Source organism: Aquimarina agarivorans, assembly GCF_000218485.1.
GTDB lineage: Bacteria > Bacteroidota > Bacteroidia > Flavobacteriales > Flavobacteriaceae > Aquimarina > Aquimarina agarivorans.
Map to the genome: position 1 here is coordinate 1 of NZ_AFPB01000133.1, position 14,633 is coordinate 14,633.

15 protein-coding genes are annotated in these 14,633 nt (G+C 30.1%); 10 read left to right on the plus strand and 5 right to left on the minus strand.

Features of this window, described 5'->3' with window-relative positions; genetic code table 11:
* From GMC_RS0107180 to GMC_RS0107215, 9 genes are all read left to right on the plus strand, one after another.
* On the plus strand, positions 1–827 hold an 827-nt coding region (locus tag GMC_RS0107180; RefSeq protein WP_040472479.1), incomplete at its 5' end, for a helix-turn-helix domain-containing protein.
* An 87-nt stretch (positions 828–914) separates the two neighbouring features.
* Positions 915–1,193, plus strand: coding sequence for a hypothetical protein (locus GMC_RS22155; RefSeq protein ID WP_010521498.1), 279 nt, complete (start codon positions 915–917; stop codon positions 1,191–1,193).
* A gap of 26 nt (positions 1,194–1,219) precedes the next feature.
* Positions 1,220–1,345 carry a hypothetical protein gene (locus GMC_RS22550; RefSeq protein ID WP_010521499.1) on the plus strand — a complete coding sequence of 42 codons (126 nt, stop codon included), beginning with the start codon at positions 1,220–1,222 and terminating at the stop codon, positions 1,343–1,345.
* A 292-nt stretch (positions 1,346–1,637) separates the two neighbouring features.
* Positions 1,638–2,657 carry an AraC family transcriptional regulator gene (locus GMC_RS0107190; protein WP_010521500.1) on the plus strand — a complete coding sequence of 340 codons (1,020 nt, stop codon included), beginning with the start codon at positions 1,638–1,640 and terminating at the stop codon, positions 2,655–2,657.
* A gap of 269 nt (positions 2,658–2,926) precedes the next feature.
* A complete protein-coding gene (locus GMC_RS0107195) occupies positions 2,927–4,468 on the plus strand; it encodes a hypothetical protein (protein WP_010521501.1) in 1,542 nt (513 codons plus the stop codon).
* A gap of 7 nt (positions 4,469–4,475) precedes the next feature.
* Positions 4,476–5,552 (plus strand): DUF748 domain-containing protein, encoded by a 1,077-nt coding sequence (locus tag GMC_RS0107200; protein WP_010521502.1) that lies wholly within the window; start codon positions 4,476–4,478, stop codon positions 5,550–5,552.
* 414 nt (positions 5,553–5,966) lie between these two features.
* Positions 5,967–6,131, plus strand: a complete 165-nt coding sequence (locus GMC_RS21190) for a YqaE/Pmp3 family membrane protein (RefSeq protein WP_094766266.1) — start codon at positions 5,967–5,969, stop codon at positions 6,129–6,131.
* A 75-nt stretch (positions 6,132–6,206) separates the two neighbouring features.
* The gene (locus GMC_RS0107210; protein WP_010521504.1) at positions 6,207–6,809 is read left to right on the plus strand and encodes a DUF2652 domain-containing protein; all 603 of its coding nucleotides are present in this window, start codon (positions 6,207–6,209) and stop codon (positions 6,807–6,809) included.
* A 398-nt stretch (positions 6,810–7,207) separates the two neighbouring features.
* A complete protein-coding gene (locus GMC_RS0107215) occupies positions 7,208–7,687 on the plus strand; it encodes a hypothetical protein (RefSeq protein ID WP_010521505.1) in 480 nt (159 codons plus the stop codon).
* 134 nt (positions 7,688–7,821) lie between these two features.
* Here the strand turns inward: GMC_RS0107215 and GMC_RS0107220 are convergent, their stop codons facing one another.
* Complete coding sequence (locus tag GMC_RS0107220; RefSeq protein WP_010521506.1) at positions 7,822–10,062, minus strand: type IA DNA topoisomerase; 2,241 nt, start codon at positions 10,060–10,062, stop codon at positions 7,822–7,824.
* A 192-nt stretch (positions 10,063–10,254) separates the two neighbouring features.
* Between GMC_RS0107220 and GMC_RS0107225 the strand changes: the two genes are divergently transcribed.
* The gene (locus tag GMC_RS0107225; protein ID WP_029489649.1) at positions 10,255–11,025 is read left to right on the plus strand and encodes a LytR/AlgR family response regulator transcription factor; all 771 of its coding nucleotides are present in this window, start codon (positions 10,255–10,257) and stop codon (positions 11,023–11,025) included.
* Between the two features lie 104 nt (positions 11,026–11,129).
* On the opposite strand, the gene GMC_RS0107230 is transcribed toward GMC_RS0107225, so the two are convergent.
* The 4 genes from GMC_RS0107230 to GMC_RS19410 all read right to left on the minus strand — a co-directional run bounded on the left by GMC_RS0107230 (position 11,130) and on the right by GMC_RS19410 (position 13,977).
* Entirely contained in the window at positions 11,130–11,930 is an 801-nt protein-coding gene (locus tag GMC_RS0107230; protein ID WP_010521508.1) for a patatin-like phospholipase family protein, read from the minus strand.
* Between the two features lie 78 nt (positions 11,931–12,008).
* Positions 12,009–12,362: a hypothetical protein gene (locus GMC_RS0107235; RefSeq protein ID WP_010521509.1), complete on the minus strand. Its 354-nt coding sequence runs from the start codon at positions 12,360–12,362 to the stop codon at positions 12,009–12,011.
* Positions 12,363–12,695: 333 nt separating this feature from the next.
* On the minus strand, positions 12,696–13,661 hold the full coding sequence (locus GMC_RS0107240; protein ID WP_010521510.1) for a sodium-dependent bicarbonate transport family permease: 966 nt from the start codon (positions 13,659–13,661) through the stop codon (positions 12,696–12,698).
* A gap of 28 nt (positions 13,662–13,689) precedes the next feature.
* The gene (locus GMC_RS19410; protein ID WP_010521511.1) at positions 13,690–13,977 is read right to left on the minus strand and encodes a hypothetical protein; all 288 of its coding nucleotides are present in this window, start codon (positions 13,975–13,977) and stop codon (positions 13,690–13,692) included.
* Positions 13,978–14,633 lie beyond the last annotated feature (656 nt).

Below are 14,633 nucleotides of genomic sequence, written 5' to 3' on the forward strand. Positions count from 1 at the left end.
ACATTAAAATATGTATTAATTCCAAAGAAACTAAACCTATAGAATTTATTTTTGTAACTGAGGGTACTATTAGGTATCAAAGTGAAGTTGATAAAAAGGAATTAAAGTTTGAACGCTTTCAAAACATTATCATTTCAAATAAAAAAAACGCAAAGGAAGCTTATATTTTTCCTTCCAACGTTTCTGTTAAAATAAATTTTATTTATGTGCAAAGAAAGCAATATGCTAAAAAGAAGAATAACAACCTTGGATATTTAAATGCACAAATGATGTCCGCTTTTAAGGATGCCGATTCAAACTCGTTATACAAACATTTTGGTAATTTTAATTTAAAAATTGCTGATCAAATCAAGCAATTGAATGCTTCATCTGATTCTGGTATTGTCCGCACATTATCCATTGAAGGTCAATTAAATTTGATTTTGGCCATGCAAATTTTAGAACAAAGTAATTTTGATAAGGCGGCCAGAATTCCGGAATCAATGTCCAGAGAAGATATTAAAAAAGTAAATGAACTAACCTCCTATATTATTGATAATATTTCTGAACCACTTACTATTGCAGTATTATCGAAGCAGTCTGGTTTGTCTACTAAAAAATTACAACTAGGTTTTAAGGTCCGACATGACAAATCAGTAAATGAATACGTACGACAAATGAAACTGGAAATTTCCCGAGATTATATTAAAAATTCTAATGATTCAATTTCTGAAATAGTATACAATGTAGGGTTTAAAAGTAGAAGTTATTTTTCTAAAATTTTTTTTGAGAAATACGGAATTTTACCCGTAGAATACCGCAAAAATATAATTAGCAAAAAGAAATAATTTCATAACAGTTCACTTTAGTAGTGTTTAAGGTAACATATACTGTTTATTGATTTTAAATTTCAAGTGAAACATTTAAAATTTATTATGAGACACTTTTTGTTATATCCGCTATCAATCTTTCTTTTTTCTGCCATTTCATATGATGTACTGGCTCAAAAAAAAGCCCCCAAAGCCGTTAAACGTACGTTTAAAAAAATGTACCCTAATGAAAATGATCCCGATTGGCGTGTGGATAAAAATGATTATTATGAATCTCATTTTAAAAAAAAGGGCATTCATTATCGTGCTGATTTTTTATCGGATGGCACTTGGATTGAAACTGAAAATAACATCAAAAAAAAGAACTTCCTAAACCCATCATAGACATTCTTGACAAAAATTATAATGACGTGAAAATTTACGAAATTGAAAAAGTTAACCATTATAAAAAAGGTCAATTTTACGATGTAGAATTAAAAATAGATGGTAAAAAAAAAGATATTGAATTTAAAGCCGACGGCAGTATAATCAACTAGCAAGTAATTCTCTATTTAAAAAAATGCAAATGAGTTAATTTTTTATCGAATTGAGTTAATTATAGCGCAATATAACGTCACACAAAGTTTCGATAACGTTAAAAAATAATAATCCTTCACCCTAAATTTGTTTAATCAAATTAGTAATTAGAAGATTCGCCCCCATGTTTTTTCATATTTAACATAAAAACATGAGAATTTTTTATTACCCTGATTTTTTATTATCAGGATAATGATTAAAAATAAACGCATTTAGAATTATCAAATTAGGTATCAACTAAATGAAATTAATATGAAGGATACACAAATCACTCAGCAAAAAAAAGCTACAGGTTTAGCATTGTTAGATGAAAGTTTAACTGGTACCATTACTTACATCGGTGACATGTCTATTTTGAATATATCAGATAAAATTGGAAAAGGCCACGTAAGATTTTACGATTTACATGAAGGACTTAAAGTATATGATTTTGACTTAAAACTTTTGAAGGATATTGAAATTCCTATTGATTCTATTTGTTCCAACACACTTCATTTTTTTTATTGTTTGGAAGGAACATTTAGTCATCAGTTTGAAAGTATTGATACTCCAGTTTCAATTGAACAATTTCAAACCGCCGTAGCACATAGTAATGATGGATTCCAAAGTCGAATTCTTATAGAAAAAAACAAACATCTCGTAGTCAACATCATATTTGTAAACAAAAAAGATTACTTTGAAAAGTTTAATGATGAATCCTTGGAATTTGGAGAAAAAATTAAAAATCTTTTAAATGACATTAGCAAACAACAAAAGTATTTTCATGCTGGAGGTTTCAGTTTAAAAATAGCAGAACAACTAAAACTCCTAATTGATATTGAACACGCTAATGATGTTTCGGAAAAATTAAGTCAAAAAGGAAGGTACTACATTGTGCTAGCCAAACAAATTGAGCAGTTTTACAATGAAATAAACGATACCGAAAATACAAGTAGTCTTTTTAAATCAGAACTCGAAAAGATTATTGAAATAGGTAATTTTATAAATAAACAACCCGAATTACCACATGCTATTAGGTCTCTTTGTGTAAAGTTTGGACTATCTCCTGCTAAATTACAAGAAGGATTTAAATACATGTATAAAAGGACTGTTTCTGATTACATTAGAAACGTTCGATTGGAAAAAGCGGTTTACTTGATAAAAACTACAGATTTCAACATTTCAGAAATTGTATACTCTGTAGGACTCACCAGCAGAAGTTATTTTTGTAAAATTTTTAAAAAGAAATACGAATGCAGTCCTAAAGAATTTAGAAAGCGTCAGAAAAGTTAAATATTATCAATATAGATTTAATATACTTCAATAAAATTAAGATATTATTGTTTAGGCAAAATATAAAGTAACACCGAAGCCCAAGTAGTTTCGGTGTTGCTTTACTATAAGGTTATAAGCAATAAAAAAACCATTTTAATAGGAAATTTTATATCGGAAACGGTAATATATACTGCAACAGTCACATTATGGCATTAGAGTCCATATTAGCTGGAAATGAACGACGCTTACAGCTATTCTAATCTTAATTTGCACTATAAATAACGTGCATGTGTAATTTTTCAAGATCAACATTCAAAAATAGTATACTACTATTCAGTACTATTATAATAGTGTTACTTGGAATACATTGGATAACTTCTACTGTACTTAAACATAAGCTTGTAAATGCTCTACATGCTTCTCCTAAAATTACATTAAACTATTTAGATATTGATTTTAATCTCTTTACTGGCTCAATAACTGTAAAAGATCTTCATTTCATTGAAAAAAACCAAAAACTTCAAACAATACTAGATATTACTGCTAATAAATTAGAGATTAAATATTTTAATTATTGGGATTATTTCAACAAAAAAGAACTAAATGCAGAAACCGTCTATTTAGATACTCCAAAGTTATGCATCTACCAGCGCCCTAAAACTAAAAATCAGTCCCGCGTTAAAAAAAAAATTCCCCTAGCTGTTAAAAATTTGACATTGAAGGACGGAGTATTACAGCTATTTGAAAATAATAAAAAAAATCCTGAATTTAAAATTCAACAAATTGATCTTAACCTTCTGGAAACAAGCATTCCGAACATAAACAATGTTCAGAGTCCTGCATCAATAAGTTACGAACAAGTTAGTGCTAATTTCGATGATTTATTTCTTAGACTTAGCGATTTAGATGTATTAATTATTCAAAATGTAGCCATTCAAAACGATCATGCTACTTTTAAAAATACTGATGTAAAAACCATTTACGGTAAACGAGAATTATCAAGTCATTTGAAACATGAAAAAGACCATATTAGTTTGACCGTACCAAAAATTGAAGTAGATAAATGGGCTATATTAAATAGAGATACTTTAAATACCTTTTACGCTAATGATATACAGATCTTACAAGCCGACTTAAATTTGTTCCGAGATAAGGCAGTTGTTGATAATACAGTTTACAAATCACTTTACGGCGAAAAAATGAAACAGCTCAATTTTAAAATGGAACTACCAAAAATTAATGTAATAAATGGTAAAATAACCTATGAACAGTTGATTGAAGATAATGATTCCGCAGGGAAGCTTTTTTTTACTAACGTAAATGCTAACCTGGGTTTATCTAATTTAAGTGAAGCAAAACATCAAATTAAATGCAAAGCATCAGCTCACTTTATGGGGGACTCACCCGTAACATTAGAAACCACATTTAATGCAAACCCGAAAACGAATTTTGTTGCCACAGGTAGTTTTTCAAATTTTGATGGTAGCTCAGTTAACTCTTTTTTAGAAACTAATTTACAAACCCGTATTAAAGGCGCTGCTGAAAAAATTTATTTCAACATTAATGGTAACAATTACAAAGCTTTTGGTGATGTAAAACTAAAATACAAGGAATTATCAATCGAAATTTTACGTAAAGATGTTTTAAAAGTGAACAAATTACTTACAGCCCTAGGAAATTTTATTATCCATAAAAATGATAGCGTGGACGTTAATGGATATCGACATGGTAAAATTGACATTGAACGCGACCAAACAAAATCCTATTTCAATTTTTTGTGGATTAGTCTAAAAGATGGACTAATAAACGCATTAACAAATAAAAAATAACAAGTTTATGAAGAAGAATTTAGCAAAGAAAAAACGCATTTGGATACCCGCAACAATACTTATTATTATAATTAGTTTACGAATTGCTTTGCCTTTTATTTTAAAAAGTTACGTAAATAAAACACTAGCAAACATACCAAATTATTATGGCCAAGTAGCGGACATAGATATTTCGCTAATTAGAGGGGCTTATGTAATAAAAGGACTCTACTTAAATAAGGTAGATGCAAAAAGTCAAATTCCATTTCTTGATTTTAAACAAACTGACATTTCTATTCAATGGAAATCTTTAATAAATGGAGAAATTGTTAGTGAAATTGTTATGAATGAGCCTTCTTTTACATATGTTTTTGAAGATCACAAAAGCACTAATAATCAAAATACTCAGGAAGCTGAAGTGGAAGACTGGTCAAAAGCATTAACGAATCTTGTACCCATTGACATTAACCGATTAAAAATTAACAATGGAAAACTAGCTTTTGTTGAAGTGACTACCGATCCTACTATTGATTTACAACTAAATACTATTTCATTAGAGGCCAGTAATTTACGTAATATTGTACGCGAGGGTGATAAATTACCTTCAAACTTGAACGCCTCTGCGGTATCTATCGGTAATGGAACAGTAACCTTAAATGGAAATATGGATATTATAAAGAGTATTCCAGACATCGATATTTCTTTTTCATTAAAAAACGCTGATGTTACCGCATTAAATGACTTTACAAAACACTATGCTGGTATTGATTTTTCAGGAGGTAAATTTGGAGTTGCAAGCGAAATAGCAATTAACGATGCTTACTTAAAAGGATATATAAAACCTATATTAGATGATGCAAAACTCATTGGAAAAGAAGATAAATTTTTAAATAGCCTTTGGGAAGGTTTTGTTGGCTTTTTCAAATTTGTGGTAAAAAACCAAAAAGAAAATACCATAGCTACTAAAGTTCCTATTGAAGGTGATTTGAGCAATGTCAAAACAAAAATTTTTCCAACCATCACAAATATTTTTAAAAATGCCTGGATAAAAGCGTATGAAAATATTTCGGATGAAAGTATTGAATTCAAAGATGCTTCTAAATAATGGTAGGTTTTAACAATTAAAATTTTGACATCTAATGTTTGAAATCAGGTATTACTTGAATTAAAAGTTACTGTTTTTTGCTGTTAGCCATTGGCTATCGGCAAATGATAGCTTACTTTTAGCCTAACCTAATTTGTTTTTGTTAATAGGAATTCACTTTTTATTATTGTAAATAATAATAATAACAATACGCTAAACCTTAAAAACTATTTGTCAATAAAATATCTATTTCCAAAATGAATCTACGAATTTAAATCTGTTAGATGTGATTAAAAAAATAATAATTACAAAAACAGTCGAGCCCTGTAATTAATTTATATAGGCTATTGAGTTACAAATAATGGTTTTTGAGTACCCAATAATTTTAAATAAGCTTGATATTTGTGTAGATTTACTTTTAATTTAAACAATCTTATGTCTTTAATTACCATTTTATTAAATATCTTTTTACCGCCATTATCAGTTTTTTTACAAAAAGGACTAGGAAGTGCTTTTTTAATCAACATCCTGTTGACACTTTTAGGAGGCTTACCAGGAATGATACATGCGTTTCTAGTAACAAGTAAACAACCTGCTTAATTGTTGAGAACGTATTATTCCGTAATTTTGTTTACAATTTTGTGCGAAATAACTGAATTACTTTAAATTAATTTTATGAATACCTCTCCTACCCTTATTTGTATTGCAGACATCAGCGGTTTTACCGAATTTATGAGCGATACCGATATAGAGTTGAGTGCTAAAGTTATTTCTACTTTATTGAACAAGGTTATTTATGCAAATGAAATTGGACTAAAAGTATCTGAAATTGAAGGTGATGCCGTATTATTTTATAAATATGGTAAATTGCCTTTACTGAATGATTTAATTAATCAATGTAAACATTTTTACGCTCAATTTTATGCGCAACTAAATGCGCTATATAAAAGCAATAAAAATCATACCGAAAGTGAAAACATAAAAAAAATGTTGGGACTTAAGATCATTCTTCATTACGGGAAAGAAGTTGGGTCAGTTCAAATTGGAAAAAACATCAAGTTAATGGGTGAGGATGTGATTACAGCGCACCGGCTTTTAAAAAATAAAGTTCCTATTGATGAGTATTTACTGCTATCGGAAAATTTACTACAGCAATATACTGAAACTGAAATTGAATCGAACTTGGAATGGGCTTCACTAAAAGAAAAAGAAACCTCATACGAGCATATTGGCGATATTACCTATCGCTACATTAATTTAACTCCCCTAAACGAATAATGTTTACCAATTAAATTAGAAAGACTAAACCCTTATTTTTAGCCTCCCTACCACATCCTTTTTAAAGGAATTCACTTCCACTTTAGAAGAGCAAAAGATCAACTCACGATCCTCCTATCTTTGTTATACAAATAAACATACAGTTATATACCAATCTATTGATACTGTAAATTGCAGCTTTTCAAGCTTATGGGATGTAATAAATATATTCATCTCACCAAGGCTCTGATTTTAAATTTCTCAAATAAAAACTAGAATATTTTTGTTTGAATAAATAAGAAAATTTGAGCGTAGTTTTAACTAAGGTGTGCAGGTATCAAAAAGTAAAAGATCTTTTTATGGGAAAAATTTTACTTAGGAAATGGTATTTAATTAATATTAACCAAAAAATTTAAAATATGAAACTATTAAAAACTTTGTTAAGTACCTTATTAATATTAGAATCAACGGCTTTTTATGCACAAAATGTATCATCAGTTGAACATGATGTAATGCGTACCACAAAAAAGAAATCTTTTATTAAAGATAAAGACGGTACAAAAACGCCATTTAGAATGAAAGTAATTGAACGTAGAGATTACCGTTTTGCTTTTGAAGAAGAAGATAAGGGTAAAACGGATCAAGATCGTGTAATAATGCCAGCTTATGTAACTAAAGTAGTATATCTAGATAATGATTTTGACAAATACTATGATAAATATATAGTAATTCGTTATAAAAAATCATACGAAGACAAATTTGAAATTGTACCAACAGAAAATGGATTGGGACTAAAAGTAGATGAAAAAATGGTTGAAGATATTAGTAAAGCCGGATTTTATGTGACAGATACTGATGATAATGATTATTTTGTGGTAGAGGAATTTAGATCTATCTAATATAATAGACCAAAATATCAGCAAAAAACCGCTTTCAGCGGTTTTTTTTATACCTAAATTTATAGGTTTTGAATACTATTCGTTTTGAAGTAGTAATATTGCATAACTAGCAATACTAGCTACCAAACAAACACTCAAAAAGCCAATCTATAATCGCACCCTGATTTATAATTACTACATCCGTAGGCAGTACGCCCTTTGATAATTTTACCCTGCTTACATTTTGGACACACGGAATTTACTTTTTTATCAGCAAGTACAGCTATCTTTTTCTGTTCCAGAACCAAATCAAAATTTGTATCAAATCTAAGTAAACCTTCCACTTTTTTTTCGTTGTAATTAAATCCTTTTAAATTAACTGTTGAACCCTTTTTTAATAAGCGGATATATTGTTTTTCTGAAATTTTTTTGCCCATAAAATTAAATGGAAGAACAAATCGGCATCCTGACTTGTATTGACTACATCCGAAACCAGTTTTTCCTTTTAATAATTTTCCTTGTTTGCACTTGGGGCAATGCTCTTGAATAATTCCTTGACCAATTGCTACTGTTTTCTTTTTAGTTGAAGCTGCCGTTGTAGTGTAGGAAATATTGGCTTTCTTTAGCTCGCTTCTTACCTCATAAACCAAATGGTCTACCATTTGCTTCATATTATTAATAAAGCTACCCGCATTGTAGTTTCCTTTTTCAATTTCTTTAAGTTGCTTTTCCCAAGATCCTGTAAGCTCAGCTGATTTTAATAGTTTATTTTGAATTGTATCTATCAACTGAATGCCTATGGTAGTGGGCAAAACTTGCTTTTTTTTGCGTTCAATGTATTTTCTTCTGAATAAGGTTTCAATAATATTAGCACGAGTGGATGGTCTGCCAATACCATTATCCTTCATCAATTCCCTCATTTCATCATCATCTACTTGTTTACCTGCAGTTTCCATAGCACGTAAAAGTGATGCCTCCGTATATTGGTTAGGCGGTTTGGTTTGTTTTTCTGTAAATGAAGGGCTATGAGGTCCTTTTTCCTTGGCTACAAAATTGGGTAACATAGCAAGTACTTTTTCTTTATTTTTTGTACTGAAATCTTCGTTAGTTTTAATTGTTTCAAAAACAACACGCCATCCTTTTTCTAAAATTTCTTTACCCGAGGTTTTAAAATTAACATCCTGTACTTTACCAACTACATTGGTATTAGAAACTTTACAATCAGGATAAAAAACTGCTATAAATCGTTTTACAACAATATCATACACCTGTTGTTGATTATAAGATAACTTTATTTGTACACCCGTTGGAATTATAGCGTGGTGATCCGTTACCTTTTTATCGTTAAATACTTTGGCAGATTTCTTAATTTTTTTTCCCAGTAAAGGTTGAATTAGTCCATTGTAATTTGTCAAATTCGATAAAATACCACTTACTTTAGGGTAAATATCATTGGGTAAAAAAGTGGTATCAACCCTTGGATAAGTAATTACTTTTTGTTCGTATAGTTTTTGGGCTATTTTTAAAGTTTCTTCGGCTGAAAAGCCAAATTTAGTATTACAATAAACTTGTAAGCCTGTTAAATCAAATAATTTTGGTGCGTATTCATTACCCTTCTTTTTGGTAACCTTAACTATTTCAAAATCTTTATCAGTAATTTGATCTAGTAAACTTTTACCATCTTCTTGCTTAAAAAATCGCCCTTCTTCGTAACTGAAAAGTGTATTTCTATACGTGGTTTGTAATTCCCAATAGGGTGTGGGTTTAAAATGCTTAATTTCCTTAAAACGATGTACAAGCATAGCTAAAGTAGGTGTTTGTACTCGGCCCACGGACAATACTTGTTTATAACCTCCGTGTTTTAAAGTATACAAGCGGGTAGCGTTCATACCTAGTAGCCAATCGCCAATAGCTCTTGAAAAGCCTGCATAGTATAAATTATCATAATCTTTTGCCGATTTTAAATTTCGAAAACCTTCCTTAATCGCTTCGGTTGTTAATGAAGAAATCCACAACCGCTGTACCTCGCCTTTGTACCCTGCTTGATTAATTACCCAACGTTGTATCAGCTCACCTTCCTGACCTGCATCCCCACAATTTATAATTACATCGGCTTTATCAAATAATTTTTTGACAATGTTGAATTGCTTTTTTATCCCTTCATTGTTTACCACCTTGGTCTTAAACTTTTCGGGTAGCATAGGAAGGTTATTTAAATCCCAACTTTTCCAATGAGTTTTGTAATCGTTTGGTTCAAATAATGTACACAAATGTCCAAAGGTATAGGTTACGGCATAGCCATTTCCTTCATAGTATCCATCATTTTTAATATTGGCGCCCAGGACTGTTGCTATTTCTCGGGCAACACTCGGCTTTTCAGCAATACAAACCTTCACAATTACTTATTTACACACCTTGTAGTGGTGTAATTACAGTGTGGTAAAATACTATTTTTTTTAAGAATTGAATTTCCATCACTTTTATTTATTGGAATTACGTAAATTGCTAAACCCCTTTATTATATTTTTTTTAATACAATAGTATTAGAATTAATGATATTTTGCTTAACAGTAACTCATACCCCCCATATGACTCACGAGAACTCGAAAATTAAAATTCTTGTCGTTGAAGACGAAGTGTTGCTTGCACAAGATATCATACAAAGACTAACCGATATGAATTACGAAGTGGTTGGTTTTGCCATGACTGCTAGTAGTGCTTTGGAATTAATTGAAGAAAACCCGAGCATTGATATTTTACTAATGGATATAATGATAAAGGGAACTAAGGATGGTATTCAATTGGCCGAAGTAGTTAAGGAAAAATACGATATCCCTTTTATCTTTTTAACCTCAAATGCAGATAAAGAAATTGTTGAACGCGCAAAAAAAGTACAGCCTTACGCTTATATGTTGAAACCTTTTAATGACCGGCAAGTTCAAATTGCTATTGAATTGGCTTTGATGAATTTTTCAAAAAAATCACCTCAGCAAGAATTATTAAAAGAGCAACATTTTGATGCCGAAGACAATCAGGTATTACACATTAAAAATTGCCTTTTTTTAAAGAAGAACAATAAATTTAAGCGCGTATCAATTGAAGAAATTTTATACGTACAAGCCGACAATAATTATTCAAACGTAATTACCGCTCATGATAAGTTTATCTATTCTATAGTAATGAAAAAAATAGTAGAACAGTTACCTAAAAAACTGTTTCTGAGAACCCACCGTAGTTTTATTGTAAATATAAATTGTATTGATGGTTATGAAGGAAATATGCTTTTTGTTAAAGGGTTTAAAATTCCTATAAGTAAATCATATAGAGAAAGTGTATTTAAGTTATTTCCCACCATTTAAATACACTAAAACACTTATAAAACATCAGTATCGTTATATATGATGAACTCCTTTTTCAAATTTTTATTTTAAAGCAACCTGCGCTACTTTTAGTATTATTTTACCTACATGGCTGCTTTATTTTTCATCATCCAAAGATCCAACGTTACCGATGCGTGTTTGTACCCAAGCATAAAAGCACTATCAATGCCTTTTTTGTCTAAAACTCCAATGCTTTCTAAGCCCTCAGGCTCAAACAACACATCAGGAATATGTAATTTCGCTTTTGAATTTGAATGAATTAGTATTTGATTGGCTCTTTGTGTAAGCTGTAATGCATTCTTTATAGTATTTTTATTCTTGAAATTTAATTTACAAGTATAGGATCCCAAAATTAAGGAACAATTTTTTACAGCATATTCCACTGGAAAATTATTGACCAAACCACCATCTGCATATAGTTTTGAGTCAATTTCAACAGGGCTAAATACTGGGGGTAATGCTGCTGATGCTAGTAACGGTTTAAACAGTGTTCCCGAAGAGAAAGATTTAGCGTTACCAGCTTCTAAATCCGTAGCAATAACTATCAATTTTTTTTGTAAAATATTGAAATCATCAACTTCAAAATAAGTTTTTAATAACCCCTCGTATTTTTCTGTATTAACAAAACCTGGCTTAGATATAGTAAAAAAATCATATCTGAATAATGGGGTTTCCTTAAAAAAGGACAGCATTTCATATATGGACAATCCTTTAGCATACAATGCGCCAACCAATGCGCCCGCGCTGGTACCAACAATTAGATCCGGAGTTATTCCTCTTTCATCCAATGCTTTTAAAACACCAATGTGTGCCATACCTTTGACTCCACCACCCGACAATACCAGACCAGTAGAGCAACTATTTAAATCAACTGATGTGTACATTTATAAAATTATTTTTATGCACTTTTTTGAAAAAATTTTACCTCTTTTTGAATTCAAAAAAGAATAGAAAAAAAACAATTAAGCTACTTCGTTGTAGTTCATTTTTCTTGATCTTGTTTTTTTGCTATTTTTCTTTAAACTAATTTTAAGCTGTCCTTTAACAAAAGTGTCACTGCTTATAATAGAAAAATCAGAATAAGGAAGTAAAAATTCTGCCTTGTAAGTGAATTTAGTATTCTTAGTGTCAACTAAAATAATGGATAACTGCCCGTCATTTAACGTTAACTTATAGTCTTTACAAGTTAAGTTTGGTGATGCAATGATTACATCCATTTTGTCATCATCAATGTTCATTTTTAACGAAGAAACATCCAGACTTTTTACATTCCAATCGCCTGTAGATGTAACTTTAGAATCATTTACTACTTCCATAATAAATACTTTTAAAATTTTAAACAAAAACTAAACTATAAGAAATGTGTAGTGTTTTAATATTTACACATTACTCCTAGAACAATACTCGTTCCAAAATTCAACATATCATTTGAAACTGTCATTTTTTCAGAAATTAAAATAGGTCAAAATGCACAATTCATATTTCGGAATGTTCGCGGACTATTTAGAAGAATAATCTTTAACTACTAATTTAATTTGATTGTAATCTAAAATTGATCAAAAATAAAATATTATTAATTAAAAACTATAGCGCTAATTCCTACTACCTTTTTTTAAATCGAGGTCATAATCCAAACAAACTATTTACAATTAAAATCCATTTTGAATGACATATAAATACAATGGCATCCCCAGCGTAATATTAAACGGGAATGTAATTGCTAATGCCATGGGTAAATACAAACTTGGATTTGCCTTTGGTGCTGCTATTCGCATTGCCGCGGGCACTGCTATGTACGAAGCACTTGCCGCTAGGATAGCAATTAAAAATCGATTTCCAATTTCCTCCATAAAAAATCCTGACAAATAGGCTACAATACAACCATTAATACAAGGAACTATCACTGCAAACGCAAGTGCAAACCATCCTTTTTTAACTAAAGCACCAATTTTTTGACCACTAGTTATTCCCATATCAAGTAAAAAAACTGCTAAAAATCCTTTAAAAATATCTGTGGTAAATGGCTTAATACCTGCCGCTTGGGCATCACTAGCCAAAGATCCAATTACTAGACTTCCTAATATGAGCAACACACTACCATTAGTAACTGCATGTTTGACTAATCCGAGCATTTCATTAGTGGAGCGTTTTCCGTTTGAAAATAAACGCATGAGCAGCACGCCAATTATAATTGATGGTGCCTCCATTAAAGCCATAACAGCTACCATATGCCCACCATAACTAATTTTTTCTAAATCCAAAAAACTAACCGCAGTAATAAAGGTTACAGCACTTACGGATCCATAAGCAGCTGCAATGGCTCCAGAATTTTCAGTAGAAAACTTTTTTCTTAAAATAAAGAACGTATACACCGGTACTATTAACGCTAACAGCACTCCCATAATAATTCCTGAATAAATTTCAGAAGTAAATTCGCTGTGAGCTAGCTCCTGCCCTCCCTTAAAACCTATTGAAAATAGTAAGTATAAGGATATGAACTTAGATGAATTTTTAGGTATTTCTAAATCACTTTTAACCCAAACTGCAAAAACACCTAAAAAGAAAAATAATAATGCAGGATTAGTAAGATTGTCTGCTAGTAAATGTAAATCCATTTAGAAATTTTAAGGTTAATCTATATACTCAATATTTATTGAACTCGTGAGCTTGATTTTTTTGCCTTGTTCTTTTAGCATGTTTTATAATGGATAACAGCCGCTCTTTTTCTTCCAATAGTTCATCCAACCGATTATTATCATAATGCGCTTTGTGGTTATGGTCACCTTCTGTTAAACTTAACCGACTCAATTTGTGAAAATTTATTTTAGTGTCAATTAAATCCCTTACCACATCATTAGCTTGTGCCGATGTAAAAGTTCCATCGACCAGTTTTACACTTTCTATTAAAATAGCTGTTGTTGATTTTTCCATAATACTAATTTTATATTTATTGTTTTTTTAATTGAATAGGTTTATTGGTCATGTAGTTTATAGTCAAACAAATCAAAAAAATACCGCCGGTAACTATTAATTCCATTTTTAAGAAATCCGTTTGTCTAACAAATACTATAGCAATCACGTAACTGATTAGGAAAAAAAGTAAACTAAATAATCTTAAAGGGCTAGAATCAACTGAAAGTTTCAATTTTGTTTTCATAAAAACTATATTTCTATTCTGATACAAAGGTGCAAGTATTAATTCATATATTTATATTTATAATTATTCTAATAAACATAAACAATTTTAATATATCGATTATCTACTTAATTTCATTGATTTTTTAGTATCTGATAACCAATTATATGTATAAATGTTATGTTAGATATAACCAAAACATAAATTATCCTTAGCTTAACTAATTACAAAAAAAATTAAAGAGCTACCAATAAATATTTTTCCAAAAAACAAATCAAAAAGACCTAAACCGAGTTTGTTGAACAAAATTTTAATTGAAGATTACATTTCAGAACAACTATTAATAACAACCTATGAAAAACTGAATCATGGCAGTAAAATCTGTGTTAATTTGGTTTTGTTACGCTATCTGAATTGAATTATTTGAAAAAGGACTCATTTTTTTGTATTT